Origin of the sequence: Streptomyces sp. NPDC050263, assembly GCF_040655955.1 — a bacterium.
In the GTDB taxonomy this organism is placed as follows: domain Bacteria; phylum Actinomycetota; class Actinomycetes; order Streptomycetales; family Streptomycetaceae; genus Streptomyces.
The window spans coordinates 1-23,843 of sequence record NZ_JBFAKW010000074.1; the positions used below are offsets into that span (position 1 = coordinate 1).

26 protein-coding genes, 1 tRNA gene and 1 pseudogene are annotated in these 23,843 nt (G+C 69.1%); 12 read left to right on the top strand and 16 right to left on the bottom strand.

What is annotated here, in order from left to right; translation table 11 throughout:
* The first annotated feature begins 310 nt into the window (after window positions 1-310).
* Window positions 311-2,722: a transglycosylase domain-containing protein gene (locus tag AB0J04_RS28465; RefSeq protein ID WP_363171419.1), complete on the top strand. Its 2,412-nt coding sequence runs from the start codon at window positions 311-313 to the stop codon at window positions 2,720-2,722.
* 30 nt (window positions 2,723-2,752) lie between these two features.
* Here the strand turns inward: AB0J04_RS28465 and AB0J04_RS28470 are convergent.
* The 3 genes and pseudogenes from AB0J04_RS28470 to AB0J04_RS28480 all read right to left on the bottom strand — a co-directional run.
* Window positions 2,753-2,926 (bottom strand): annotated as a pseudogene (locus tag AB0J04_RS28470) (SMR family transporter); the annotation flags it as partial.
* Between the two features lie 157 nt (window positions 2,927-3,083).
* On the bottom strand, window positions 3,084-3,440 hold the full coding sequence (locus AB0J04_RS28475) for a co-chaperone GroES (protein WP_351911742.1): 357 nt from the start codon (window positions 3,438-3,440) through the stop codon (window positions 3,084-3,086).
* A 43-nt stretch (window positions 3,441-3,483) separates the two neighbouring features.
* On the bottom strand, window positions 3,484-3,813 hold the full coding sequence (locus AB0J04_RS28480; RefSeq protein WP_363171420.1) for a DUF3618 domain-containing protein: 330 nt from the start codon (window positions 3,811-3,813) through the stop codon (window positions 3,484-3,486).
* A 328-nt stretch (window positions 3,814-4,141) separates the two neighbouring features.
* Between AB0J04_RS28480 and bcp the strand changes: the two genes are divergently transcribed.
* The 4 genes from bcp (at window position 4,142) to AB0J04_RS28500 (ending at window position 6,162) form a co-directional block, all read left to right on the top strand.
* Window positions 4,142-4,609 (top strand): thioredoxin-dependent thiol peroxidase, encoded by a 468-nt coding sequence (gene bcp, locus AB0J04_RS28485; protein ID WP_363171421.1) that lies wholly within the window; start codon window positions 4,142-4,144, stop codon window positions 4,607-4,609.
* Between the two features lie 144 nt (window positions 4,610-4,753).
* Window positions 4,754-5,395 carry an HNH endonuclease signature motif containing protein gene (locus AB0J04_RS28490; RefSeq protein ID WP_363171422.1) on the top strand — a complete coding sequence of 214 codons (642 nt, stop codon included), beginning with the start codon at window positions 4,754-4,756 and terminating at the stop codon, window positions 5,393-5,395.
* A complete protein-coding gene (locus tag AB0J04_RS28495; protein ID WP_363171423.1) occupies window positions 5,392-6,072 on the top strand; it encodes an HNH endonuclease signature motif containing protein in 681 nt (226 codons plus the stop codon). The genes AB0J04_RS28490 and AB0J04_RS28495 overlap by 4 nt, the downstream gene beginning before the upstream one ends.
* A 15-nt stretch (window positions 6,073-6,087) precedes the next feature.
* Window positions 6,088-6,162 (top strand) — tRNA-Leu (locus tag AB0J04_RS28500).
* Window positions 6,163-6,221: 59 nt separating this feature from the next.
* Here the strand turns inward: AB0J04_RS28500 and rdgB are convergent.
* From rdgB to AB0J04_RS28520, 4 genes are all read right to left on the bottom strand, one after another.
* The gene (gene rdgB, locus AB0J04_RS28505) at window positions 6,222-6,824 is read right to left on the bottom strand and encodes an RdgB/HAM1 family non-canonical purine NTP pyrophosphatase (RefSeq protein ID WP_363171424.1); all 603 of its coding nucleotides are present in this window, start codon (window positions 6,822-6,824) and stop codon (window positions 6,222-6,224) included.
* Between the two features lie 49 nt (window positions 6,825-6,873).
* Window positions 6,874-7,290: a hypothetical protein gene (locus tag AB0J04_RS28510; protein ID WP_363171425.1), complete on the bottom strand. Its 417-nt coding sequence runs from the start codon at window positions 7,288-7,290 to the stop codon at window positions 6,874-6,876.
* Between the two features lie 89 nt (window positions 7,291-7,379).
* Window positions 7,380-8,117 carry a ribonuclease PH gene (rph, locus tag AB0J04_RS28515; protein WP_363171426.1) on the bottom strand — a complete coding sequence of 246 codons (738 nt, stop codon included), beginning with the start codon at window positions 8,115-8,117 and terminating at the stop codon, window positions 7,380-7,382.
* A gap of 98 nt (window positions 8,118-8,215) precedes the next feature.
* A complete protein-coding gene (locus AB0J04_RS28520; protein WP_363171456.1) occupies window positions 8,216-8,476 on the bottom strand; it encodes a PTS glucose/sucrose transporter subunit IIB in 261 nt (86 codons plus the stop codon).
* 107 nt (window positions 8,477-8,583) lie between these two features.
* Here AB0J04_RS28520 and AB0J04_RS28525 point away from each other — a divergent pair, with 107 nt between their 5' ends.
* Window positions 8,584-9,882 (top strand): PTS transporter subunit EIIC, encoded by a 1,299-nt coding sequence (locus tag AB0J04_RS28525; protein WP_363171427.1) that lies wholly within the window; start codon window positions 8,584-8,586, stop codon window positions 9,880-9,882.
* Window positions 9,883-10,007: 125 nt separating this feature from the next.
* Window positions 10,008-11,258: a PTS transporter subunit EIIC gene (locus AB0J04_RS28530; protein WP_363171428.1), complete on the top strand. Its 1,251-nt coding sequence runs from the start codon at window positions 10,008-10,010 to the stop codon at window positions 11,256-11,258.
* A gap of 77 nt (window positions 11,259-11,335) precedes the next feature.
* On the opposite strand, the gene AB0J04_RS28535 is transcribed toward AB0J04_RS28530, so the two are convergent.
* Window positions 11,336-12,088 carry an MBL fold metallo-hydrolase gene (locus AB0J04_RS28535; protein WP_363171429.1) on the bottom strand — a complete coding sequence of 251 codons (753 nt, stop codon included), beginning with the start codon at window positions 12,086-12,088 and terminating at the stop codon, window positions 11,336-11,338.
* 217 nt (window positions 12,089-12,305) lie between these two features.
* Between AB0J04_RS28535 and AB0J04_RS28540 the strand changes: the two genes are divergently transcribed.
* Window positions 12,306-12,776 (top strand): type II toxin-antitoxin system PemK/MazF family toxin, encoded by a 471-nt coding sequence (locus AB0J04_RS28540; protein ID WP_363171430.1) that lies wholly within the window; start codon window positions 12,306-12,308, stop codon window positions 12,774-12,776.
* A gap of 43 nt (window positions 12,777-12,819) precedes the next feature.
* On the opposite strand, the gene AB0J04_RS28545 is transcribed toward AB0J04_RS28540, so the two are convergent.
* The 6 genes from AB0J04_RS28545 to AB0J04_RS28570 all read right to left on the bottom strand — a co-directional run bounded on the left by AB0J04_RS28545 (window position 12,820) and on the right by AB0J04_RS28570 (window position 17,404).
* A complete protein-coding gene (locus AB0J04_RS28545) occupies window positions 12,820-13,770 on the bottom strand; it encodes a cysteine synthase (RefSeq protein ID WP_351911753.1) in 951 nt (316 codons plus the stop codon).
* Window positions 13,771-13,777: 7 nt separating this feature from the next.
* The gene (locus AB0J04_RS28550; RefSeq protein ID WP_351911825.1) at window positions 13,778-14,056 is read right to left on the bottom strand and encodes a MoaD/ThiS family protein; all 279 of its coding nucleotides are present in this window, start codon (window positions 14,054-14,056) and stop codon (window positions 13,778-13,780) included.
* Between the two features lie 93 nt (window positions 14,057-14,149).
* Window positions 14,150-14,245: a putative leader peptide gene (locus AB0J04_RS28555; RefSeq protein ID WP_351911754.1), complete on the bottom strand. Its 96-nt coding sequence runs from the start codon at window positions 14,243-14,245 to the stop codon at window positions 14,150-14,152.
* A gap of 82 nt (window positions 14,246-14,327) precedes the next feature.
* Window positions 14,328-15,353 carry a LacI family DNA-binding transcriptional regulator gene (locus AB0J04_RS28560; protein ID WP_363171431.1) on the bottom strand — a complete coding sequence of 342 codons (1,026 nt, stop codon included), beginning with the start codon at window positions 15,351-15,353 and terminating at the stop codon, window positions 14,328-14,330.
* Between the two features lie 62 nt (window positions 15,354-15,415).
* Window positions 15,416-16,000 carry a nicotinamidase gene (locus tag AB0J04_RS28565; protein WP_363171432.1) on the bottom strand — a complete coding sequence of 195 codons (585 nt, stop codon included), beginning with the start codon at window positions 15,998-16,000 and terminating at the stop codon, window positions 15,416-15,418.
* A gap of 69 nt (window positions 16,001-16,069) precedes the next feature.
* Entirely contained in the window at window positions 16,070-17,404 is a 1,335-nt protein-coding gene (locus AB0J04_RS28570) for a nicotinate phosphoribosyltransferase (RefSeq protein WP_363171433.1), read from the bottom strand.
* Between the two features lie 138 nt (window positions 17,405-17,542).
* Between AB0J04_RS28570 and clpS the strand changes: the two genes are divergently transcribed.
* From clpS to AB0J04_RS28590, 4 genes are all read left to right on the top strand, one after another.
* On the top strand, window positions 17,543-17,860 hold the full coding sequence (clpS, locus tag AB0J04_RS28575) for an ATP-dependent Clp protease adapter ClpS (protein WP_266409291.1): 318 nt from the start codon (window positions 17,543-17,545) through the stop codon (window positions 17,858-17,860).
* Window positions 17,861-17,870: 10 nt separating this feature from the next.
* Window positions 17,871-18,479 carry a DUF2017 domain-containing protein gene (locus tag AB0J04_RS28580; protein ID WP_363171434.1) on the top strand — a complete coding sequence of 203 codons (609 nt, stop codon included), beginning with the start codon at window positions 17,871-17,873 and terminating at the stop codon, window positions 18,477-18,479.
* 326 nt (window positions 18,480-18,805) lie between these two features.
* Entirely contained in the window at window positions 18,806-20,242 is a 1,437-nt protein-coding gene (locus tag AB0J04_RS28585; RefSeq protein ID WP_363171435.1) for an amino acid permease, read from the top strand.
* 184 nt (window positions 20,243-20,426) lie between these two features.
* Window positions 20,427-20,849, top strand: a complete 423-nt coding sequence (locus tag AB0J04_RS28590) for a M67 family metallopeptidase (RefSeq protein ID WP_363171436.1) — start codon at window positions 20,427-20,429, stop codon at window positions 20,847-20,849.
* An 8-nt stretch (window positions 20,850-20,857) separates the two neighbouring features.
* Here AB0J04_RS28590 and AB0J04_RS28595 read toward each other — a convergent pair whose 3' ends face one another.
* Window positions 20,858-21,211: a hypothetical protein gene (locus tag AB0J04_RS28595; RefSeq protein WP_363171437.1), complete on the bottom strand. Its 354-nt coding sequence runs from the start codon at window positions 21,209-21,211 to the stop codon at window positions 20,858-20,860.
* 121 nt (window positions 21,212-21,332) lie between these two features.
* Window positions 21,333-23,684: an immune inhibitor A domain-containing protein gene (locus AB0J04_RS28600; protein ID WP_363171438.1), complete on the bottom strand. Its 2,352-nt coding sequence runs from the start codon at window positions 23,682-23,684 to the stop codon at window positions 21,333-21,335.
* Window positions 23,685-23,843: the final 159 nt, after the last annotated feature.

Here is a 23,843-nt window from a genome sequence, read left to right on the forward strand (position 1 = left end):
CCTCGTACTGGACGTACTTGGGCTTTCGGCCGGTGCGGCGAGAGTGCGTGCCGGGCGTCGCGACGGGGCGAACGTTGCCTGCCGCGGCACTAGTCACCTGTGGTGCCCTCATCGACACCGAAGCGCAGGAGCCTAGTGCGCCGGTCCGACCGCGTGCCACGCGATTTCCCGCGCAACACGCCCCGATTGTCGGGAACGGAACGCTTGGTGCGAGAGTCTTCAAGAGGGGGCGCAGAACGCGTACGAGATGTTTGGGAACGAACGACGACGTACGGAAACGTACGGCGCGAAACAGGAGTCCGGGCAACACATGAGTGACGAGCCACAGCCGCAGCAGCCGACCGAGGGCTCAGCACCCGGAAAGCCGGAGGCGGGAGACGGGGGGAGCACCGCAGTGGGGAAGCGACCCAGGCGCACCGGCTGGCGCCGGCTGCTGCCCACCTGGCGGATGATGCTCGGCCTGTTCGTCCTCGGCGCCGCCGTGCTCGTCGGCCTGTTCTTCGTCGGCTACTCGATGGTCAAGATCCCGCCGGCCAACGCGCTCGCCACCAAGCAGTCAAACGTCTACCTCTACGCCGACGGCACCGAGATCGCCCGCGACGGCACCGTCAACCGCGAGAACGTCGACCTCTCGCAGATCTCCAAGGACGCCCAGCACGCCGTCCTGGCCGCCGAGGACCGCGACTTCTACACCGAGTCCGCGATCGACCCCAAGGCCATGCTGCGGGCCGGCTGGAACACCGCCACCGGCAAGGGCAAGCAGTCCGGCTCCACGATCACCCAGCAGTACGTGAAGAACTACTACCTCGCGCAGGAGCAGACCGTCACCCGCAAGGTGAAGGAGTTCTTCATCTCGATCAAGCTGGACCGCGAGACGTCCAAGGACGACATCCTCGAGGGCTACCTCAACACCAGCTACTTCGGCCGCAACGCCTACGGCATGCAGGCCGCCGCGAAGGCCTACTACGGCGTCGACGCCTCGAAGCTCACCGCCGCCCAGGGCGCCTACCTCGCCGCGCTGGTCAACGCGCCCAGCGAATACGACATCATCGCCCACCCCGAGAACAAGTCGGCCGCCGAGGCGCGCTGGAACTACGTCCTCGACGGCATGGTCACCAAGGGCTGGCTCAGCCAGGCCAAGCGCACCGGCATGAAGTTCCCGGCGGTCAAGGAGACCTCTGGCGCCGACACCGGCATGTCCGGGCAGCGCGGCTACCTCGTCACGGCGATCAAGGACTACCTGAAGAACAACAAGATCGTCACCTCGGACGAGCTGGAGGCGGGCGGCTACCGCATCACCACCACCCTGGAGAAGTCCAAGCAGGACGCCTTCGTGGACGCCGTCAACGACCAGCTCATGTCCAAGCTGGACCCGAAGAAGCGCAAGGTCGACGGCTATGTCCGCGCGGGCGGCGCCGCCGTCGACCCCAAGACCGGCAAGATCCTCGCCATGTACGGCGGCGTCGACTACATCAAGCAGTACACGAACAACGCCACCCGCCAGGACTTCCAGGTCGGCTCCACCTTCAAGCCGTTCGTCTTCACCTCGGCCGTCGAGAACGACTCCACCACCCAGGACGACCGCCAGATCACCCCGAACACGATCTACGACGGCACCAACAAGCGCCCCGTCCAGGGCTGGAGCGGCGGCGTCTACGACCCCGAGAACGAGGACTACGTCAACTACGGCGACATCAGCGTGCGCACCGCCACCGACAAGTCCGTGAACTCGGTGTACGCGCAGATGGCCGTCGACGTCGGCCCCGCGAAGGTCAAGCAGACCGCGATCGAGCTCGGCCTGCCGACCGACACCCCCGAGCTCCAGCCCTACCCCTCCATCGCCCTCGGCACGGCCAACGCCAGCGTCCTGGACATGGCGCAGGCGTACGCGACCCTCGCCAACCACGGCAAGCACGGCACGTACACCATGATCGAAAAGGTCACCAAGGACGGCTCCGACGTGCTGGAGCTGCCCGAGCAGAAGGCCTCCCAGGTCGTCAGCCGCGAGGCCGCCGACACCACCACGTCCATCCTGCGCAGCGTCGTCCAGCAGGGCACCGCCACCGAGGCCCTCGACGCCGGCCGCCCCGCCGCCGGCAAGACCGGCACCGCCGAGGAGGACCAGGCCGCCTGGTTCGCCGGCTACACCCCCGACCTCGCCACCGTCGTCGCGGTCATGGGCCAGGACCCGGAGACGGCCCACCACAAGTCCCTCAAGGGCGTCATGGGCCTGCCCCGCATCAACGGCGGCGGCGCACCCACCCAGATCTGGGCCCAGTTCACCAAGAACGCCCTGAAGGGCACCCCCGCCACCGAGTTCAACCTCCAGATCCAGGACGGCGGCGAGGAGTCCGTCTACCCCTCCAGCTCGGCCACCGCCGAGGCCAGCGCCGACCCGGACGACGGCGCCACGACCGGCACCGAGACCGCCCAGGGCCAGACGCAGGGCCAGGGCCAGCCCCCGGGCACGACGACCGGCACCGCCAACGCCGGCGCCACCGCGGGCAACACCAGCGCGGGCACCGCCACCGAGGGCAACACGACCAACGGCAACACCTCGACCGGCGCCTCGACCGGCACCACCGCGGGCAACACCAGCGCAGGCACCGCCACCGAGGGCAACACGACCGAAGGCAACGCCTCGACCGGCACCAGCGTCGGCGCCTCGGGAGGCACCCCGGGCGGCGACAACACGGGAACGACGACGGGCGCGAGCCCATAGCGTCCTCAGAGGGCGTGCCGGGTTGCCGGGTCAGTGCCCGCCGGTCGCCTTGAGCCCCACCACGGCGACCAGCAGCAGACACACGAAGAAGATCCGGGCGGCGGTCGCCGGCTCCCCCAGCACCACCATGCCGAGCACCGCCACCCCGGCCGCCCCGATCCCCACCCACACGCCATAGGCGGTGCCGATGGGGAGGGTCTTGGCGGTCCCGGCAGTTCCTGCCAGCGGCATCCCGGTACGGCGCGTCTCGTCGGGCTCCTTCGAATGCAGCAAAGAAACGACAAAAAAGGGCCGGTGACGACGGTCACCGGCCCTTACGACCACAGATCCACAGATCCGCAGATCCGCAGATCCGACAGATCTACAGATACAACCCGGTGGTGTCCTCGGACCCCTCGAACCGGTCCGCCGCCACCGCGTGCAGATCGCGCTCCCGCATCAGCACATACGCGACACCCCGCACCTCGACCTCCGCACGGTCCTCGGGGTCGTACAACACCCGATCCCCCGGCTCCACCGTCCGCACGTTCTGCCCCACCGCGACGACCGCCGCCCACGCCAGCCGACGACCGACGGCCGCGGTGGCGGGAATCAAAATGCCGCCACCGGAACGCCGCTCGCCCTCACCGGCCTCCTGCCGCACGAGCACACGGTCGTGCAGCATCCGGATGGGCAGCTTGTCGTGCTGGGAACTGGGATCGATTCTGTTGGCGCTCACAGCACTGAACCTACCTGCCCGAAGCGGAAACGTATGCGTGAGGTCAGCCCTTGCGGCGACGGGCGCCGAGCACAAGCAGTCCGACGACGCCGACGGCCACCAGCGCAACGGGCACGACGCGCTCCAGCCGCGGCGCGCCCTCCTCGTCCACGAACTGCGCCCGCACCTGACTCACCGCGCGGTTGACCTGGACATAGGCCTTCCCCAGGGTGTGATCGACGTTGGCGACGACCTTCGCCTTCGCATCCCCCACGATGGTCTTCGGATGCACCCGCACCCCGATCTCGTCCAGCGTCTCCGCCAGCACGTCTCGGCGGGCCCTGATGTCCGCCTCGATCTGCGCCGGGGTTCTGGTGTCCGACGTCTCCGCCACGGTCTCGGCCTCCGAAGGTCAGATACTGCGTTTTCCTGCTGCTCCGGACAGTCTGTCAGTTCTTCCGTGCGCCGCACTGTCAGGACCCCCGGTCAGGGCCTGTCCGGCGGATCAAGTCGGAGGAAAGCAGCGCCGACTCGTCAACGCGCGTGAGCGGGGTCTGGTGCGTTCAACTGCAAGGCGGAGGAGGGCGTCGACGCGATGGGGGTCCCCCCGCTCGAGCGAAGCCGAGAGTGGGGGAGTCGGCAACCGACGACAACGCCGCAGGTGGGCGTGCCAGACCCTGCGTCTCCGGCATGATCCGCCGGACAGGCCCTAGGCTGGAGAGATGAGCGAGCGACTCGAGCCTGGGGACGTGGCCCCCGCCTTCACCCTGTCCGACGCCGACGGCAACCAGGTGTCCCTGTCGGACCACAAGGGCCGCAAGGTCATCGTCTACTTCTACCCGGCCGCCCTGACCCCCGGCTGCACGAAGCAGGCCTGCGACTTCACGGACAACCTGGACCTCCTGGCCGGCGCCGGGTACGACGTCATCGGCATCTCCCCGGACACCCCCGAGAAACTGGGCAAGTTCCGCGAGAAGGAGTCCCTCAAGGTCACCCTCCTGGCCGACCCCGACAAGACCGCGCTGGACGCGTACGGCGCGTTCGGCGAGAAGAAGAACTACGGCAAGACGTACATGGGCGTCATCCGCTCCACGATCGTCGTGGACGAGGAGGGCAAGGTCGAGCGAGCCCTGTACAACGTCCGGGCGACGGGCCACGTAGCAAAGATCATCAAGGACCTCGGCATCTGAGGCCCCCCTTCTTCCCTTCTGCGGCCTGCGCCGGGGTGACCCCCGCCACAGGCCGCTCTCCCGTTCCGGGCGTGACTGTCCGATAAGCGGTTCGTTACTCCGTACGGGCCGCGAACGGGCGGCCGGGAAACGGAGGGGGTTTCGATGGGCGCGAGCACATACACACGGGAGCGGCTGGAGGAAGCGGCTCGGGGGGCTCGGACGTTGTCGGAGGCGCTGGGGAGGCTGGGGGTGGAGCCGGGGAGTTCGACGCGGCAGTACATCTTCAAGCGGATGAAGAAGCTCGGGGTGGATGTCGCACACTTCGAGCGGGAGGGGGTGAGGTGGACGCGGGATGTGCTTCAGGAGGCGGTCTCGGCGTCTACGAACATGTGCGAGGTGCTGCGGCATCTTGGACTTGAGGTGGTCGGCGGTCATCACACGCACATCAGCCGCCGGATCAAGGCGTACGGAATCGACGTCTCACATTTCCGCGTGCCAACGCAGCGGGGCAAGGTCTGGCGCCCCCGAACGCCGGAGGCTCTGCTTGTCGAGCAACCGGTCGACCAGGCGCGACGCATCCCGAGTGATCGGCTCAGGTGGGCACTGACGACCACCGGCATGGCGGAGCGCTGTGCCATGTGCGGCATGAACGCGGTCTGGCGGGGCCACCCGCTCCCCCTGGAGGTCGACCACATCGACGGCAACTGGCGTGACAACCGCATCGAGAACCTGCGGTTCCTGTGCCCCAACTGCCACTCCACGACGGACAGTTACCGGGGGCGCGGCAAGGGCAGGGCGACATGAGCAGCAGCGTGCAGTACACCCGGGAACGGCTGGCCGAGGCCGCCGCGCAGTGTTCCAGCATCGAGGAGGTCATCGTCTTCTTCGGCACCCGGCCGTACGGCCAACTTCGTCGCCATCTGTTCCGGCGCTTCGAGCACTTCGTCGATGTCTCGCACATGCCCCGTCAGAGGCGGGCTACAGCAGCGCCAGCGAGACCGACCGCTGACGAGTTGCGCCGAGCGGTCGAGGGAGCACCCTCCATCGCGGATGCGCTCCGCGCCCTGGGAGAGGAGCCCTACAACAGCAGGCTGCGTGCCGAGTTCCACTGCTGGGTAGCCGAGGACGGTCTCGACACCTCCCACTTCCTGGGGCAGGCGCATCAACGCGGCGGGCCGGGCACAACGCCGCTCCGCCGCGCTGGGGACATCCTGGTCCGACACGACGGCACACGGCGGACCAGGACGCACCTGCTCCGCCGGGCACTCCTGGAAGTGGGCGTGCCCGAGGCGTGCGCCGAGTGCGGCACCGCCCCCGAGTGGCTCGGCAATCCCATGACGCTGGAGGTCGATCACATCAACGGCGACTGGGGCGACGACCGGCGGGAGAACCTGCGGTTGTTGTGTCCTAACTGTCACGCCATCACCAGCACATGGTGCAGAGGGGGCAGACGACAGCGAGCCGTCCACAGCGCCCAGTAGAGTAGGCACGGCTGCGGGCCCGTATCCCAGCTGGCAAGAGGATGCCGGTTTAGATCCGGTATGTCGTGGGTTCGAGTCCCACCGGGCCCACAGGAGAGACAGGCCCCCGCACCTCCGTTTCAAAGGTGCGGGGGCCTGATCCGTGCGGCTCAGCCCAACAGCTCCCGCACCACCGGCACCAACCCCCGGAACGCCTTCCCCCGGTGGCTGATCGCGTTCTTCTCTTCCGCCGTCAGTTCCGCGCAGGTGCGCGTCTCGCCGGCCGGCTGGAGGATCGGGTCGTAGCCGAAGCCGTTGGTGCCGGTCGGGGTGTGGCGGAGGGTGCCGGTCAGGCGGCCCTCGACCACCCGTTCCGTGCCGTCCGGGAGAGCCAGGGCCGCCGCGCAGGCGAAGTGGGCGCCTCGGTGTTCCTCCGGGATGTCGGAGAGTTGGGCCAGGAGCAGGTCGAGGTTGGCCCTGTCGTCGCCGTGGGTGCCGGACCAGCGGGCCGAGAAGATGCCGGGGGCGCCGTTGAGGACGTCGACGCAGAGGCCCGAGTCGTCGGCGACGGCCGGGAGGCCGGTGGCCTGGGCCAGGGCGTGGGCCTTGAGGAGCGCGTTCTCGGCGAACGTCACTCCCGTTTCCTTGACGTCGGGGATCTCGGGGTAGGCGTCCGCGCCGACGAGGTCGTGGGGCAGCCTCTCGTCGGCGAGGATCGACCTGAGTTCGGTGATCTTTCCGGCGTTGCGGGTGGCGAGGATCAGGCGGGTCATGTCCCCCAGTATCCCCAGTCCGGTGTCCCCGGTCCGCCCAAGGGTTTTCTTACGGCGTGCAGACCTTCGTCAGTTCGCCCGCCGCGTCCGTGACCGGGCTGAGGTCGGGGGTGTTGTCGCCGTTCTCGACCGCCGTGCGGACGTTCGTGACGGCTTTCTGGAGGTCGTCGACCGCCTTGTTGACGTCGGTGTTGTCCGTCTTGTCGCCGATCTCGTCGAGGTTGTTCTCGATGGAGGTCAGCGACTCCTCCGTCTGCGTGGGGTCGTTCACGGCGTTCTCCACGGCCTGCTGGAGGTCGGTGACGCTGTCGGCGATGGCGTCGGCGGTCTGGACGCAGTCCAGGGCCTTGTTGACTGCGTCGCAGCCGGTCGTCGTCAGCCCCAGGGTCAGGGCGACGGCCGCCGTGGTGACGGCTATGACGGTACGACGACGCCGGTGTGGGCGTCGGCTCGCGGCCGTGGACATATGTGTGTTCCTCCCCGTCGGTGTACTGACCAAGACGCCCCGGCGGGCGGGCCGGTTGCCCGCGCCGCCGGGACGTCTTGGCGTTCCCTTTACTTTTCCAGGACCGTATCAAGTGCCGCGCGCTGCAGGACAGTCAGTTCCGCGCAGCCGGAAACGGCCAGGTCGAGGAGGGAGTTGAGCTCGTCGCGGGCGAACGGCTCGGCCTCGGCGGTGCCCTGGACCTCGACGAAGCGGCCGTCGCCGGTGCAGACGACGTTCATGTCGGTCTCGGCGCGGACGTCTTCCTCGTAGCAGAGGTCGAGGAGCGGGATGCCGCCGACGATGCCGACCGAGACCGCGCCCACCGTGCCGGTGAGGGGCTGGCGGCCGGCCTTGATCAGCTTCCGGCCCTGGGCCCAGGTGATCGCGTCGGCGAGGGCGACGTAGGCGCCGGTGATGGCGGCGGTGCGGGTGCCGCCGTCGGCCTGGAGGACGTCGCAGTCCAGGACGATGGTGTTCTCGCCGAGCGCCTTGTAGTCGATGACCGCGCGCAGGGAGCGGCCGATGAGGCGGGAGATCTCGTGGGTGCGGCCGCCGATCTTGCCGCGGACGGACTCGCGGTCGCCGCGGGTGTTGGTGGCGCGGGGGAGCATGGAGTACTCGGCGGTGACCCAGCCCTCGCCGCTGCCCTTGCGCCAGCGGGGGACGCCCTCGGTGACGGAGGCGGTGCAGAAGACCTTCGTGTCGCCGAAGGAGACGAGGACGGAGCCCTCGGCGTGCTTGCTCCAGCCGCGTTCGATGGTGACGGGGCGGAGCTGTTCGGGGGTGCGGCCGTCGATGCGTGACATGCGTCGAGCCTAGCCGCAGAGCCGGAGGAGGTGTCCGCACCGCCGGAAAGGGCCCCTTCCGCGGTGGAAAGGGGCCCTCAGGGGGTGAACCGTGGGGTTCACATCATGTCTTCGATCTCCGCTGCGATCGGGTCGGCGTCGGTGCCGATGACGACCTGGATGGCGGTGCCCATCTTGACGACGCCGTGGGCGCCGGCGGCCTTCAGGGCGGCTTCGTCGACCAGCGAGGGGTCGTTGACCTCGGTGCGCAGCCGGGTGATGCAGCCCTCGATCTCTTCGATGTTGTCGAGGCCGCCGAGTCCGGCGACGATCTTCTCAGCCTTGGTGGCCATTTCGGTCTCCTTACACGTGACGCACAGTTGGCCCAACTTCGCGAGCGATTGCGCTGTGTGTACCGAAGGATGACCTCACAGCAACCCAATCGTCCGTAGCTGGTCTACACCACCTGACAGGCGGTCGCCAAACGATGAGTGCCGGGAGCGCGGGGACCGGGGTCGGTCCCGCACGTCAGCGCTGGAACACCGCGTTCCAGGGGCTGCAGAAGATGGGCCGCAGTCTTCAGCTGCCGATCGCCGTGCTGCCGGCCGCGGGCATTCTCAACCGGCTGGGCCAGCCTGATGTGTTCGGGGACGACGGGCTTGGCTGGACGGACGTCGCGAGGGTGATGGCGGGTGCGGGTGCGGCGCTGCTCGACGGCTCCCTCGGGCTGCCGCTGCTGTTCTGCATCGGTGTGGCCATCGGCATGGCGAAGAAGTCGGACGGGTCGACGGCGCTGGCGGCGGTCGCGGGTTTCCTCGTCTACTACAACGTGCTGCGGCAGTTCCCGGAGGACTGTGCGCCGGGTTCGAAGCTGATCCCGAACATCGGGTGCCAGGCGACCGACAACACGGTGGGGGCCTTCGCGTACCAGAATCCGGGGGTCTTCGGCGGGATCGTGATGGGGTTGCTGACGGCCTACTTCTGGCAGCGCTATCACCGTACGAAGCTGGTGGACTGGCTGGGCTTCTTCAACGGGCGGCGGCTGGTCCCGATCATCATGGCGTTCGTGGCGATCGCGTTCGCCGCGCTGTGTCTGTGGGTGTGGCCGCCGATCGGCGACGCCCTGGAGAGTTTCAGCGACTGGCTGGACGGGCTGGACGCGTGGGGTGCGGGGATCTTCGGCCTCGCGAACCGGGCGTTGCTGGTGATCGGTCTGCACCAGTTCCTGAACGTGCCCATCTGGTTCCAGTTCGGCAGTTTCACGAAGCCGGACGGCACGGTGGTGCACGGTGACATCAACATGTTCCTGGCGGGCGATCCGGACGCGGGTCAGTTCACCTCGGGCTTCTTCCCGATCATGATGTTCGCGCTGCCGGCGGCGGCGCTGGCCATCACGCACTGCGCGCGGCCGGCGCGGCGCAAGGAGGTCGGCGGTCTGATGCTGTCGGTCGCGCTGACGTCGTTCGTCACGGGCATCACGGAGCCGATCGAGTACTCGTTCCTGTTCGTCGCGCCCCTGCTGTATGTGGTGCACGCGGTGCTGACGGGTGTGTCGATGGCGGTGACGTGGGGGTTGGGCGTGCATGACGGTTTCAGCTTCTCGGCCGGTCTGATCGACTACGTCATCAACTGGAATCTGGCGACGCGGCCGTGGGCGATGATCCCGATCGGGCTGTGTTTCGCCGTCGTCTACTACGCGGTCTTCCGTTTCGCGATCACGAAGTTCGATCTGAAGACGCCGGGGCGCGAGCCGGAGGAGGAGCGGGAGGACGTCACGAAAGCGTAGCCGAGCGGTAGCTCAACGTAGTTCGACGGTTGCGGGAACAGTGGGTTCCTTATGCCGCCTTCATCGTGCTACAACATGGTCTACACCACTGAGTGGTGTAGACCACCACCCGATGGAGGAAGTCTATGAGCACCGCCACCGCGCCCACGGCGGCCCCCGCGAAGAAGTGGGGATCCGGTCTTTTCCAGGGCCTGCAGAAGGTCGGCCGCAGCCTGCAGCTCCCGATCGCCGTGCTCCCGGCGGCGGGGCTGCTGCTCCGCTTCGGCCAGCAGGACATCCACGACAAGCTGAACCTGCCCGACAAGGTCACGGCGGTCTTCGCCACGGCCGGCGGTGCGATCTTCGACAACCTGCCGATGCTCTTCTGTATAGGCGTCGCCATCGGCTTCGCCAAGAAGTCGGACGGCTCCACCGCCCTGGCCGCACTGGTCGGCTTCCTGGTCTACGCAAACGTCCTCAAGGCGTTCCCGGTCAGCGAGGCGAAGGTCCAGGCGGGTGCGGACATAGCCGCGACCTACAACAACCCCGGGGTGCTCGGCGGCATCGTGATGGGTCTGCTCGGCGCCGTGATCTGGCAGCGGTACCACCGCACGAAGCTGGTCGACTGGCTCGGCTTCTTCAACGGCCGCCGGCTGGTGCCGATCATCATGGCCTTCGTCGGCACGATCATGGGCGTCTTCTTCGGGCTGGTCTGGGAGCCGATCGGTGAGGTCATCTCCGACTTCGGCGAGTGGATGACGGGTCTGGGCGCGTTCGGCGCGGGTCTGTTCGGCCTCATCAACCGCGCGCTGATCCCGGTCGGCATGCACCAGTTCGTGAACACCGTCTCCTGGTTCCAGCTCGGCGACTTCACGAACGCGGCCGGCGACGTCGTCCACGGCGACCTCAACCGCTTCTTCGCCGGTGACCCGACGGCCGGTCAGTTCATGTCCGGCTTCTTCCCGATCATGATGTTCGGCCTGCCGGCCGCCGCCCTGGCCATCGCGCACACCGCCCGTCCCGAGCGCCGCAAGGCCGTGCTGGGCATGATGATCTCGCTCGCGCTGACCTCGTTCGTCACCGGTGTGACCGAGCCCATCGAGTTCTCGTTCATGTTCATCGCCCCGCTGCTCTACGCGATCCACGCGGTGCTGACCGCCCTGTCCATGGCGATCACCTGGGCCCTCGGCGTGCACGCCGGATTCACGTTCTCCGCGGGCTTCATCGACTACGCGCTGAACTGGAACCTGGCGACCAAGCCCTGGCTGATCATCCCGATCGGTCTGGTCTTCGGCGCGGTCTACTACTTCGTCTTCCGCTTCGCCATCACCAGGTTCAACCTCGCAACCCCGGGCCGCGAGCCCGAGGACGAGCTCGAGGACATCACCAAGGCGTAGCCGCGAACAGGCAGACACGCACGCGAAGACCCCCGGAGCCCTGAACTGCTCCGGGGGTCTTCCGCGTGAGGTGCGCGTCAGATCTCGTACGTCTGCCGCGGCGCCGCCAGTGCCACCGGGCCGTCGAACACCGCGCGGGCGTCCGCCAGGTTGACCTGGGGGTCGGTCCACGGCGGGATGTGGGTCAGGACGAGTCTGCGCGCCCCCGCCCGGCTCGCCGTCTCGCCCGCCTCGCGGCCGTTGAGGTGCAGGTCGGGGATGTTCTCCTTGCCGTGCGTGAAGGCGGCCTCGCACAGGAACAGGTCGGTGTCGCGGGCGAGTTCGGCCAGGACCGGGCTCACTCCCGTGTCACCGGAGTACGTCAGGGACTTCCCGCCGTGTTCGACGCGGATGCCGTACGCCTCCACCGGGTGCGCGACGCGTTCGGTGTGCACGGTGAACGGCCCGATGTCGAAGGTGGACGGCTTGACCGTGTGGAAGTCGAAGACCTCGCTCATCGAGGAGGCCGACGGGGTGTCCGCGTAGGCCGTGGTCAGGCGGTGCTCCGTGCCCTCCGGTCCGTAGACCGGAATGGGGTCGCAGCGGCCGCCGTCGTGGCGGTAGTAGCGTGCGACGAAGTACGCGCACATGTCGATGCAGTGGTCGGCGTGCAGATGACTCAGGAAGATCGCGTCGAGGTCGTAGAGACCGCAGTGGCGCTGCAGCTCGCCCAGGGCGCCGTTGCCCATGTCGAGAAGCAGCCGGAAGCCGTCGGCCTCTACGAGGTAGCTCGAGCAGGCCGATTCCGCGGACGGGAACGACCCCGAGCAGCCGACGACGGTGAGCTTCATAAAGCAGAAACCTCCGCTGGCGGGACGAATGATCGTGAATGGGGCGACGGGGGTCGTGCGGTTCGTCGAGCGTAAGGCGCAAAACCCCGGGTCGCTCCTCCGCCAGGGGCTGTTGTGGGGGAACTCACCTGTGGTGTCACCGGTTCGGCTGGACCCGAGGCGCGTGGGCCCTGACAGAGGGCGCGCGGCGGTCGTCGTGCGCCGGTAGCGTCGTCCTATGGACACGTCCTGGTGGCTCGCGCTCGCGGCGGTGGTACTGCTCGCGCTGGTCGCCACGCTCGTCGACGGGTGGGGCCGGGGACGGCAGCGGCGGGGGCGTCGGACCCGGCCGCCGGGCCGGGCGACGGGACGGTCGACCCGGGGGCACGGGCTCGCCGGGAGGCCGCGGCCCGCGGAGATCTGGTGGGCGAACGTGCCGTTCGAGGACGGGCCGGGGAACAAGGACCGGCCGTGTCTGGTGCTGATGGTGCGCGGTGACCGGGTGACCGTCGCGAAGATCACCAGCAAGTACCGCGACGAGCGGGCCGGGGTGATCCCGCTGCCGCCCGGTGCGGTGGGCGACGCGCAGGGGCGGGCCGGTTTTCTGGAGACGGGCGAGCTGCGCGAGGTGCGGGTGTGGGACTTCCGGCGGCGGGTGGGGGTGGTGGACCCGGTCCTGTGGGACCAGGTCCGTCACCTGACCGGCTGAGGGCCCGGCCGTCTCACCGCCCGGCCGCCGCACCGGCCGACGGCTACGCCCAGAGCTGGCCCTGGAGGGTCTCGATCGCTTCCTCTGTCGTCGCCGCCGTGTAGACGCCCGTCGACAGGTACTTCCAGCCGCCGTCCGCGACGACGAACACGATGTCCGCGCTCTCGCCGGCCGCCAGCGCCTTCTTGCCGACGCCGATCGCCGCGTGCAGGGCCGCGCCCGTGGAGACGCCCGCGAAGATGCCCTCCTGCTGGAGGAGTTCCCGGGTGCGGGTCACGGCGTCCGCCGAGCCGACCGAGAAGCGGGTGGTGAGGACGGAGGCGTCGTACAGCTCGGGGACGAAGCCCTCGTCGAGGTTGCGCAGGCCGTAGACCAGGTCGTCGTAGCGCGGCTCGGCGGCGACGATCTTCACGTCCGGCTTGTTCTCGCGGAGGTAGCGGCCGACGCCCATGAGCGTGCCGGTGGTGCCGAGGCCCGCGACGAAGTGGGTGACGGAGGGGAGGTCGGCGAGGATCTCCGGGCCGGTCGTCGCGTAGTGGGCGCCCGCGTTGTCGGGGTTGCCGTACTGGTAGAGCATCACCCAGTCGGGGTGCTCGGCGGCGAGTTCCTTGGCGACGCGCACGGCGGTGTTGGAGCCGCCGGCGGCCGGGGAGGGGATGATCTCGGCGCCCCACATGCGGAGCAGGTCCCGGCGTTCCTGCGAGGTGTTCTCGGGCATCACGCACACCATGCGGTAGCCCTTGAGCTTGGCCGCCATGGCGAGGGAGATGCCGGTGTTGCCGCTGGTCGGCTCCAGGATGGTGCAGCCGGGGGTGAGGCGGCCGTCCTTCTCCGCCTGCTCGACCATGTGCAGGGCGGGGCGGTCCTTGACCGAGCCGGTGGGGTTGCGGTCCTCCAGCTTGGCCCAGATGCGGACGTCGGCGGACGGCGAGAGCCGCGGCAGGCGCACCAGAGGGGTGTTGCCCACCGCGGCCAACGGGGAGTCGTAACGCATGCCGCTGTCAGGCCATGCCGCCGGCGACGGCCGGCAGGATCGTCACGGTGTCGCCGTCGGTCAGCTTGGTGTCGATGCCGTCGACGAAGCGGACGTCCTCGTCGTTCAGGTACACGTTGACGAAGCGGCGCAGCTTGCCGTCGTCCACGATGCGGGCGTGGATTCCCGCATGCCGGGTCTCGAGGTCGGTGAACAGCGCGGCGAGGGTGTCACCGTTTCCCTCCACCGCCTTCTGACCGTCGGTGTACTGGCGGAGGATGGTCGGGATGCGGACCTCGATGGCCATGGCTGAGGACTCCTGTCGGAAGGTGTGGGCAGCGCGATACGTCATGTGAGACTCCCCCAGGCTCGCGGGCCCGGCGGCAGAGCAATGCGGGCGTCAACAGATGGCGCTGGCGAGCCTGCACAGGTCGACGTGCAGCCGCGCCACGAGCAGCGTGCCCGGCGTCTTCTCGCTCACGTCGTTCAGAACCATGGGCTCATCGTATCGATTCCCGGTCCGGCTGCCGGAGTGTGATCCCACATGATGGACGGATTACGGTCGGGGGCTGAGATCCCTAGGCGGAGGCGCGGCGCACCAGGCGGGTCGGGACGACCACCGAGGGCGGCTGCGGCGCCTCGTTCCGGACGAGCAGCCGGGCCAGCAGCCGGCCCATCTCCGGGACGTCCTGGTGGACGGTGGTCAGGGGCGGGTCGGTCGACTCGGCGATGGAGGCGAGATCGTCGAAGCCGACGACGGCGACGTCCTCGGGCACCCGGCGGCCGCGCTCGCGCAGGGTTTGGAGCGCGCCGGCCGCCATGAGGTCGGAGGCGGCGAAGACGGCGTCCAGGTCGGGGCGGCGGTCCAGCAGCGCGGCCATGGCGTCGGCTCCGCCCTGCCGGGTGTAGTCGGCCCGTTCGACGAGTTCGGCCGGGGCGTCCAGCAGGACGTCGTGGTAGCCGGCGAGCCGGTCGGCGGCGGAGTTCTCCTGGTCGTAGGGGCCGGCGACGGTCGCGATCCGCTGCCGTCCGAGCGCGACCAGATGCTGGACGGCCTGGCGGGCGCCGCCGCGGTTGTCGCCGTCGACGTAGGCGTGGCGGTGGACGGTGTCGCCGTCCCGGAGCAGCGGGCGGCCGCCGAAGACGGCGGGCAGGGCGAGCCGGTCGATCATCTCGGGCAGGCGGTCGCCGGGGCGCAGGGAGAACAGGATCGCGCCGTCGACATGGCCGCCGCCGAGGTAGTCGGCCACGCGCGCGTAGTCGTCGGGTTCCTCCACGAAGAGCAGGACGGCCTGCGCGCCGTGCAGCGCGAGTTCGCGGCGGATTCCGCGCAGCAGGAGGTCGAAGAACGGGTCGAGGAAGAGCCGGTTCTCGGGCTGGGCGGCGACCACGGCGACGGCGCCGGTGCGGTGGGTGACGAGTTGCCGGGCGGCCTGGTTGGGGACGTATCCCAGCTCGGAGATGACGTGCCGGACCCGGTCGACGACCTCCGCCCGCACCCGGGCCTCCCCGTTGATCACCCGCGAGACGGTCGACTTCGATACCCCCGACCGCCGGGCGACATCCTCGAGCGTGGGGCGCCGTACGTGCGAGCGTTGCGTCAACACCGTCTCCGTGGGGCCGAGTTGGGCTTGGACCTAGGAAGACGTTATCCGGGGGGAGCGTGTCAGACGACCGGCTTTCCGGTGAGTTCCACGCCTGCCGCGCGCAGTTCCGCCAGGGCGCGGTCGGTGCTCTCCTCGGCGACTCCGGCGGTGAGGTCCAGCAGGACCTGGGTGCGGAAGCCCTCGCGGGCCGCGTCCAGGGCGGTGGCCCGGACGCAGTGGTCGGTGGCGATGCCGACGACGTCCACCTCGTCGATTCTGCGGGAGCGCAGCCAGTCGCCCAGCTTGACGCCGTTCTCGTCGGCGCCCTCGAAGCCGCTGTAGGCGGCGGCGTAGGCGCCCTTGTCGAAGACGGCGTCGACGGCGCCGGAGGCGACGGCCGGGGCGAAGTTGGGGTGGAAGCCGACGCCCTCGGTGCCGGCGACGCAGTGCGCGGGCCAGGAGTGGACGTAGTCGGGGTTGTCGGCGAAGTGGCCGCCGGGCGCGATGTGGTGGTCGCGGGTGGCCACCACATGCCGGTACCCGGCGGGGGCCTGCCCGATCAGCTCGGTGATGGCGGCGGCCACGTCGGCACCGCCGGTCACCGCGAGACTGCCCCCTTCGCAGAAGTCGTTCTGCACGTCTACGACGATCAAGGCGCGGCGCATGGTCGGTGTCCTTCGACTGAGGATGAAGTACTTGAGCCTAGAGACTTTGTCGGCGGTACGGGAGGGGGTCTACTCCGTCGCGTACTCCGTCGGAATGACGGGTTCGCCGCGGGAGAGCTGGGTCGCGGAGAGCGGGAGGTCGGCGCGGGCCGCCGCGTGGCGGTCGCGGACGACGTCCAGGGGCTCGCGGGCGACGACCTCGCCGCCCTTGACCAGCTCGACGAGCAGCTGGTGGTCGGCCAGCTGCGCGGGGACGGGCCCGGTGCCGACGACCTCGGCCGCGGCGACGCCCTGTGCGTCGGGCCGGCGGGCCGCCCACTTGCGGCCGCCGATCGAGGTCTTGCCGCCGGACGACTTCTTCGCCACCGGGACCAGCGGGGCCTTGGGGTCGGCGGACTCGGCGCGGGCGACCAGCTTGTAGACCATCGAGCAGGTCGGGTGCCCGGAGCCGGTGACCAGCTGGGTGCCGACGCCGTACGCGTCCACCGGGGCCGCGGCGAGCGAGGCGATGGCGTACTCGTCGAGGTCGGAGGTGACGATTATCCGGGTGTCCCGCGCGCCCAGCTCGTCGAGCTGCCGGCGGACCCGGTGGGCCACGAGCAGCAGGTCGCCGGAGTCGATGCGGACCGCGCCGAGCTCGGGCCCGGCGACCTCGACGGCCATCCGGACGGCCTCGGCGACGTCGTAGGTGTCCACGAGCAGGGTGGTGCCGCGGCCCAGCGAGTTCACCTGGGCCTGGAAGGCGTCCCGCTCGGTGTCGTGCAGCAGGGTGAAGGCGTGGGCGCTGGTGCCCACGGTGGGGATGCCGTAGCGGAAGCCGGCGGCCAGGTCGGAGGTGGTGGTGAAGCCGCCGACGTACGCGGCGCGGGAGGCGGCGACCGCGGCCAGTTCGTGGGTGCGGCGGGCGCCCATCTCGATCAGGGGCCGCTCGCCGGCCGCGGAGGACATCCGGGAGGCGGCGGCCGCGATCGCGGAGTCGTGGTTGAGGATGGAGAGGATCACGGTCTCCAGGAGCACGCACTCGGCGAAGGAGCCCTCGACGCGCATGATCGGCGAGCCCGGGAAGTAGACCTCGCCCTCCGGGTAGCCCCAGACGTCACCCGAGAAGCGGTATCCGGCGAGCCAGTCCAGGGTCGCCGCGTCGACGATGTTCCGCTCGCGCAGGAAGCCGAGGACGGCCGCGTCGAAGCGGAAGTTCTCGACGGCGTCCAGGACGCGCCCGGTGCCGGCGACGACGCCGTAGCGCCTGCCGTCCGGCAACCGCCGGGTGAAGACCTCGAACACGCTGCGCCGCTCGGCCGTGCCCGCTTTCAGGGCGGCCTGCAGCATGGTCAGCTCGTACTGGTCCGTGAAGAGCGCGGTAGAGGGAACGTCCACCGGCAGCCCAAGGTCCGCCACGTCCACGAAAGCACTCCTAGCCCTGTGTCTCCGGGTGCCCCCGACGTCGGCCGGGGGTCCGGGGGTTGTCCCCCGGTCTGTGCAGCATGGCAAGCATGGTACCCCCATTTCGTCAGTGTGACGATTTCCGGGATGCGTGGCAGCATGGGCCATGTGACGTCACCCGCTCCCCTTGAGATCGAACGCACCGAGTCGGCGGAGGAGGTCTTCGCCGTACCCGAGCCGGACGTCCCGTGGGTCACGATCGTCCACAATGACCCGGTCAACCTGATGAGCTACGTGACCTATGTCTTCCAGACGTACTTCGGCTATCCGAAGGACAAGGCCACCAAGCTCATGCTCGACGTCCACCACAAGGGCCGGGCGGTGGTCTCCAGCGGCTCGCGCGAGGAGATGGAACGCGACGTGCAGGCCATGCACGGCTACGGCCTGTGGGCCACCCTCCAGCAGGACCGGAAGTAGCCTCCCCTCAATGCCTGGACAATTCGAATCGATCCCCGGCGGCGGCGCGGCCGTCGCACTCGACGACGTCGAGATCTCCATCATCCGGTCGCTGGCCGTGCAGCTCCTGGAGCTCATCGGCCCCGGCCCCGCCGGGGACGCCCCCGACGACCCGCTCGCCGAACTCTTCGCCGAGGGGCCGAGCGAGCCGCCGGCCGACCCGGTGCTGCGCCGCCTGTTCCCGGACGCCTACTCCGACCCGGAGGGCGCCTCGGGACCGAAGCAGGCGGACGAGCAGAAGGCGCACTCGGCCGAGTTCCGCCGCTTCACCGAGAACGACCTGCGGGCCGGGAAGCGCGAGAACGCCCTCGCGGTGGTCCGCTCGCTGGACGCGCTGGCCGCCGAGTCGGCCGGCGAGGGCGGGGCGGTGCTGAAGCTGTCGCCGGCCGAGTCCCAGCAGTGGCTGCGCGCGCTGAACGACCTGCGCCTGGCGATCGGCTCCCGGCTGGAGATCACGGACGAGGACGACACCGACCTCCTCTACCGGCTGCCGGACTCGGACCCGCGCAAGCCGATGGTGATGGCGTACCTGTGGCTGGGCGGGCTCCAGGAGACGCTCGTGACGACCCTTTTGCCGTAGTTCGCCTTGTCGTAGTTCGCCATAGTTCGCCTTGTCATAGTTCGCCGTAATTCTCCAGCCGTCCTGTTCGCTCAGCGGACGCTCAAATCCGGATAACGATCACATCACCTCCCCGGCCGGTTATGCCGTCCGGGGATGCGTTTTGTCCGCTTCTTCCTGTGGTGTGCGCCACATGTCCTGCCGGTGATCAGTGTTGCGGGCGTGATAAATCTTCACGACCGCCCGGCGGACGCCACCCATGTCCCGCCGGGTTCGCCGTATGGCCGACGGACCGTCGGCCGGGCAGCTCCAGCACACGGGGGGATTAGGAGAAAGGCGCACCACACATGACCTCTGAGAAGGTCACTGACACCGCTGTCACCGACACCCCCGAAGAGGGGTACGAGCGCGGGCTCGGCAGCCGCCAGGTCCAGATGATCGCGATCGGCGGGGCCATCGGCGTCGGCCTCTTCCTGGGCGCCGGGGCGAACATCGCCAAGGCCGGTCCCAGCCTCATCCTGATGTACGCCCTCGCGGGCGCGATCGTCTTCTTCATCATGCGGGCGCTCGGCGAGCTGCTGCTCTACCGGCCCGTCTCGGGGTCGTTCGCGGAGTACTCCCGTGAGTTCCTCGGCCCGTTCTTCGGCTACTTCACCGGCTGGACGTACTGGCTGATGTGGGTCGTCACCGGCATGGCCGAGCTGACGGCCGCCGCGATCTACGTCAACTACTGGTTCCCGGCCGTCCCCCAGTGGGTGACGGCGCTGGTCTTCCTGGTGATCCTCTTCGGGGTCAACCTGATCTCGGTGAAGGTCTTCGGCGAGCTCGAGTTCTGGTTCTCGATGGTCAAGGTCACCGCGCTGATCGGCATGATCGTGATCGGCCTGGGCGTGCTGACCTTCGGTTTCAGCAGCGCCGGCGACACCGCCGCGGTCTCCAACCTGTGGGAGTTCGACGGGTTCTTCCCCAAGGGCGTCGGCTCGTCCCTGATGACCCTCCAGGGCGTCATGTTCGCCTACCTCGCGGTCGAGCTGGTCGGCGTCACGGCCGGTGAGTCGGAGAACCCGGAGAAGACCCTCCCCAAGGCGATCAACACGCTCCCCTGGCGCATCGCGCTGTTCTACGTCGGCGCGCTCACCGTCATCCTGTGCGTCGTGAAGTGGACCGAGTTCGCGCCGGGCGTCTCGCCGTTCGTCGAGGCGTTCGCGAAGATCGGCATCCCGGCGGGCGCCGGCATCGTCAACTTCGTCGTGCTGACCGCGGCCCTGTCCTCCTGCAACTCGGGCATGTACTCCACGGGCCGCATGCTGCGGAACCTGGCCGACAGCGGCGAGGCCCCCGCGGCGTTCAGGAAGCTGTCGTCGACCAAGACCCCGGCCTTCGGCATCGCGGTCTCCGTCGCCTTCATGGGCATCGGCGTGGTCCTGAACTACATCGTCCCGGAGAAGGCATTCGGCTACGTGACCTCGGTGGCCACCGCGGCCGGCATCTGGACCTGGCTGATGATCCTGATCAGCCACGTCCTGTACCGCCGCGCGGTCGTCGCGGGCCGGCTGCCCGCGTCCAGCTTCCCCGCCCCGGGCGGTTCGGCGTTCAGCTGGGTGGCCATCGTGTTCCTGCTCTTCGTGACCTGCCTGATCGCGTACGACGCCGACTCGCGCGTCTGCCTCTACGTGATGGCGGGCTGGGCCGCCGCCCTCGGCATCGGCTGGGCGATCCTCAAGGGCCGCAACCCCGACGTCACCGCCCGGCGCGAGCCTGAGCTGGAGAAGATCGGCGGCTGAGAGCCCTTCCCCGGGACGTCCGGCCGCAGGGAGCTCTCGTGGCGCCCCCTGCGGCAGCCGCTCAGGACGTCCGCGATGTGGGCCGTTCCGTACCGTTCCCCGGTACGGAGCGGCCCCTTCGTCCGTCCGGTCGGCTGTCGGTCGGCAGTTCGGTCCGCTGTCCGGTCTGCTTATCCTGACGACCATGCTGACCATTACCCAGGACCTCGTCGACAAGATCGTCGCGCACGCGCGCAAGGACCACCCCGACGAGGCGTGCGGCGTCGTCGCGGGCCCCGAGGGCGCGGACCGCCCCGAGCGCTTCATCCCGATGCTGAACGCGGCCATGTCGCCCACGTTCTACGAGTTCGACTCCGGTGACCTGCTGAAGCTCTACCGCGAGCTGGACGACCGCGACGAGGAGCCGGTGGTCGTCTACCACTCCCACACGGCCACCGAGGCCTACCCCTCGCGCACGGACATCACCTACGCGAACGAGCCGGGCGCGCACTACGTGCTGGTGTCGACGGCGGACACGGACGGCGGGGGCGAGTTCCAGTTCCGCTCGTTCCGCATCGTGGACGGAGTGGTCACGGAGGAAGACGTGGAGGTCGTCGAGGCGTACTGAGCGCCGCCTCAGGCCGCCGACTTCCGCAGCAGCGCCCGGATGGGCCGCCACAGCTCCGGTACGACCGTCACGTCGAGCGGGACAGCGTTGTCGGGGGCGGTGCGCCATATCAGGCCGTCCGGGTGGTGGAGGACGGCCGTGATCTCGTCGGGGGTGGGCGGAGCGGCGTTGCCGCGCAGGTAGACGGCGCGCAGGCCCAGGTTGCGGAGCCTGGTCAGGGCTCGGGCCCGGTTCTGGGCGTGGACGAGCACGCGGACGTCCGTGAGGGGCCCCGGGAGGCCCTCTCGGGCGGTGGGGCTGGGCAGGTTGACCGCCACCACCACCATGCCGTCGGGCAGCTTGCAGAAGCCTCCTGCGGCCATGCGGTCACACCCCCGTGCGAGTCGGCGTCAATAAGAGATTCACAGGAGGCACCTAAACACGATCGGCGGCAACCCGCCAGGGGGCTGCCGCCGATGTGGCTGTGACCTGCGGTTATGTCGGCTACTTCACCGACGGACCGACCTTCACCTTGATCGTGGAGCCGTTCAGGGCCTCGTTGACGATCTTGATCGAGGTGTTGGTGTCAGTGACCTTGACGCCCGCGAGCGGGGTCGCCGCGTCGTAGTACGTCGACTTTCCGTCGTCGAAGACGCCGACGCCCGGACGGGACTTGATCTTGACCGCGACGTCCGCGCGGTGGAGCGTGATCGCGTCCGTGCGGTACAGGCTGAAGGGCGAGTCGAAGCTCTGCAGACGGGCGTTCATCGCGGTGCCGTCGGCCCACTTCAGCGGGGTGGGGTGCGAGTCGACCGGGAGGATCAGGCCCTCACCCGGGTGGACGCTGGTGTTGTCGTCCGCCTGGGAGGTGTCCCACTTCCAGATCAGCAGGCCGTTCTGGTACGGGTAGTGCTCGACCCAGTCGGGGCGGGTGGTCGAGAAGCCGAAGTTGTACGGGCCGACCTTGAGGGTCTTGTCGTACGACACGTACTGGCGGTTCTCGGCGATGTAGTACTGCGCGTAGTCGTCCGTGATGGACGCGCCGATGCGGGAGAAGCCGCTCGCCGTCCAGGCCGCGTCGGCGCTCTCCGCGTTGTCGGAGAAGAGCGCGGCGCCGTCCGCCGTCACGGTGATCTCGTCGGCCGTGAAACCCTTCTGGGCCACGCCGCCGTCGGTGGCGTAGCGGAAGCGCAGGCTGATCTGCTTGCCCGCGTAGGCGTCCAGCGGGAACGTCAGCTTCTGGTGGGCGTCGACCGTGCCGGTGAGGGCCGGCTTGCCGCTGCCGTCCCGCGGGATCGCGCTGCCGTCGGCCAGCGTGCCGTCGATCGGCGTGTAGCTCGCGCCGCCGTCGGTGGAGACCTCGGTGTACAGGTAGTCGTAGTCCTGCTCGATGTCCCACCAGCCGTCCAGGGACAGGGCGGCGGAGGTCTTGCCGGTCAGGTCGACCGTGCGGCTCAGGGAGTTGCGCAGGTTGTCGCCGCTGCCGCTCCACCACTGCGTGGCGCCCTCGGCCGGGGCGACCACCTCGGTGGTGACCTCCTTCTCCGGCAGCTGGACCACGAGGGCCTGGGCGTTCTTGGTGTTGTACTCGGCGACGCCGAGCGTGTGGGTGGACTTCACGCCCGCCTTGGCGACGTCGTAGTCCAGCCAGCCCAGCTGGAGCTTGTCCCAGGCGTTCATGTCGCCGGGCAGGTCGCCGATGGCCTGCTTGCCGGTGCCGAGCCAGGAGCCGGACGACATCAGCGTCCAGAAGCCGGTGGAGTTCTCGCCGCCGCCGGAGGTGTCGTACTCGTCCGGCAGACCGAGGTCGTGGCCGTACTCGTGGGCGTAGACGCCGAGTCCGCCGTTCTCCGGCTGGATGGTGTAGTCGCCGACCCAGATGCCGGTGTCGCCGACCTGGGCGCCGCCGAGCTTGTTGGTGTCCGGGCCGGTGGAGCCGGCGTCGGTGCCGAAGGCGTACCAGCGGTGGGCCCAGATGGCGTCCGCGCCCTGGGCGCCGCCGCCCGCGGACTCGTCCTCGCCGGCGTGCACGATCTGGAAGTGGTCGATGTAGCCGTCGGACTCGTTGAAGTCGCCGTCGCCGTCGTAGTCGTAGCGGTCCCACTGGTCGAACTCGGCCAGCTCCGCCTTGATCTCGGCGGCGGTGGCGCCGGCCGCCTCCCGCTCGGCGACCCAGGCGTTGACGCCGTCCTGGACCGCGTACCAGGCGCCGGTGGAGGCGTCGTTGGAGCCGTAACGGGCCTCGTTGTAGGGGACCTTGACCCAGTCGGTCACCTCGCCCTCGACCGAGTAGCGGCCCGAGGACTGCTTCTCGTAGTACTTCTTCAGCGACTCGGTCTTCTTGCCGGTGCCGAAGTACAGGTCCTGGAAGTGCGCCTGGTTGTAGTCCGCCTGCCAGGCCGTGCTGTTGTCCTTGGTGCGGTCCGGCGCGGCTATCTGGTTGTGCAGCGGGCCGACGGTGCCGCCGTAGCGGGGGTCGACCTGGTCGCCGAACTCGACGAGGATCGTGAAGATCTTGTCGGTCTTCTCGCGGCCGAGCTCGACGTACTTGCTGTCGCCCTTGCGGCTGTCGAGCCGGACGACCTTGGAGCCGTCCCGGTCCTTGACCGTGGCCTCGCCGGATATGACCTGCTTGAGGGCCTCCTCGCGCTGGGCTTCCTGGGTCTTGCTGAGCGGCCCGTCGAAGTCGTGCTCGTGGGCCTTCTCGGGCTGCGGGTCCTGCCGGTCCGCCGCCGGGGCCTTCGCCGAGCCGCTCTCGGCGGCCTGCGCAACGGCGAACGTCGTGAACGTCGCCGAGGCCGCCGCAAGGGCGACGACCGTCGCGGCCGTCCGATACGTCCAGGTTCTACTGCTCACTTGATGTCCTCCCACGCACGCGTCCGTGCGCGCGGTAGGGGGGATTCCCTGTCAAGGAAGGTCCGCGCGCTGTTATACGCGTGTAGTCAAGTGACGCCATTTGACTACTGGTTTGGAAGAAAAGACAGACCTTGACTTGAACAAGTCAATTGCATTATC

Bases quoted from the DNA above. Each gene is read 5' to 3' on its own strand.
- AB0J04_RS28465 (WP_363171419.1), top strand. From the start codon at position 311: ATGAGTGACGAGCCACAGCCGCAGCAGCCGACCGAGGGCTCAGCACCC.
- bcp (WP_363171421.1), top strand. From the start codon at position 4,142: ATGAGCGAGCGACTCGAGCCTGGGGACGTGGCCCCCGCCTTCACCCTG.
- AB0J04_RS28490 (WP_363171422.1), top strand. From the start codon at position 4,754: ATGGGCGCGAGCACATACACACGGGAGCGGCTGGAGGAAGCGGCTCGG.
- AB0J04_RS28495 (WP_363171423.1), top strand. From the start codon at position 5,392: ATGAGCAGCAGCGTGCAGTACACCCGGGAACGGCTGGCCGAGGCCGCC.
- rdgB (WP_363171424.1), bottom strand. From the start codon at position 6,824: ATGACCCGCCTGATCCTCGCCACCCGCAACGCCGGAAAGATCACCGAA.
- AB0J04_RS28510 (WP_363171425.1), bottom strand. From the start codon at position 7,290: ATGTCCACGGCCGCGAGCCGACGCCCACACCGGCGTCGTCGTACCGTC.
- rph (WP_363171426.1), bottom strand. From the start codon at position 8,117: ATGTCACGCATCGACGGCCGCACCCCCGAACAGCTCCGCCCCGTCACC.
- AB0J04_RS28525 (WP_363171427.1), top strand. From the start codon at position 8,584: ATGAGTGCCGGGAGCGCGGGGACCGGGGTCGGTCCCGCACGTCAGCGC.
- AB0J04_RS28530 (WP_363171428.1), top strand. From the start codon at position 10,008: ATGAGCACCGCCACCGCGCCCACGGCGGCCCCCGCGAAGAAGTGGGGA.
- AB0J04_RS28535 (WP_363171429.1), bottom strand. From the start codon at position 12,088: ATGAAGCTCACCGTCGTCGGCTGCTCGGGGTCGTTCCCGTCCGCGGAA.
- AB0J04_RS28540 (WP_363171430.1), top strand. From the start codon at position 12,306: ATGGACACGTCCTGGTGGCTCGCGCTCGCGGCGGTGGTACTGCTCGCG.
- AB0J04_RS28545 (WP_351911753.1), bottom strand. From the start codon at position 13,770: ATGCGTTACGACTCCCCGTTGGCCGCGGTGGGCAACACCCCTCTGGTG.
- AB0J04_RS28550 (WP_351911825.1), bottom strand. From the start codon at position 14,056: ATGGCCATCGAGGTCCGCATCCCGACCATCCTCCGCCAGTACACCGAC.
- AB0J04_RS28555 (WP_351911754.1), bottom strand. From the start codon at position 14,245: ATGGTTCTGAACGACGTGAGCGAGAAGACGCCGGGCACGCTGCTCGTG.
- AB0J04_RS28565 (WP_363171432.1), bottom strand. From the start codon at position 16,000: ATGCGCCGCGCCTTGATCGTCGTAGACGTGCAGAACGACTTCTGCGAA.
- clpS (WP_266409291.1), top strand. From the start codon at position 17,543: ATGGGCCATGTGACGTCACCCGCTCCCCTTGAGATCGAACGCACCGAG.
- AB0J04_RS28580 (WP_363171434.1), top strand. From the start codon at position 17,871: ATGCCTGGACAATTCGAATCGATCCCCGGCGGCGGCGCGGCCGTCGCA.
- AB0J04_RS28585 (WP_363171435.1), top strand. From the start codon at position 18,806: ATGACCTCTGAGAAGGTCACTGACACCGCTGTCACCGACACCCCCGAA.
- AB0J04_RS28590 (WP_363171436.1), top strand. From the start codon at position 20,427: ATGCTGACCATTACCCAGGACCTCGTCGACAAGATCGTCGCGCACGCG.
- AB0J04_RS28595 (WP_363171437.1), bottom strand. From the start codon at position 21,211: ATGGCCGCAGGAGGCTTCTGCAAGCTGCCCGACGGCATGGTGGTGGTG.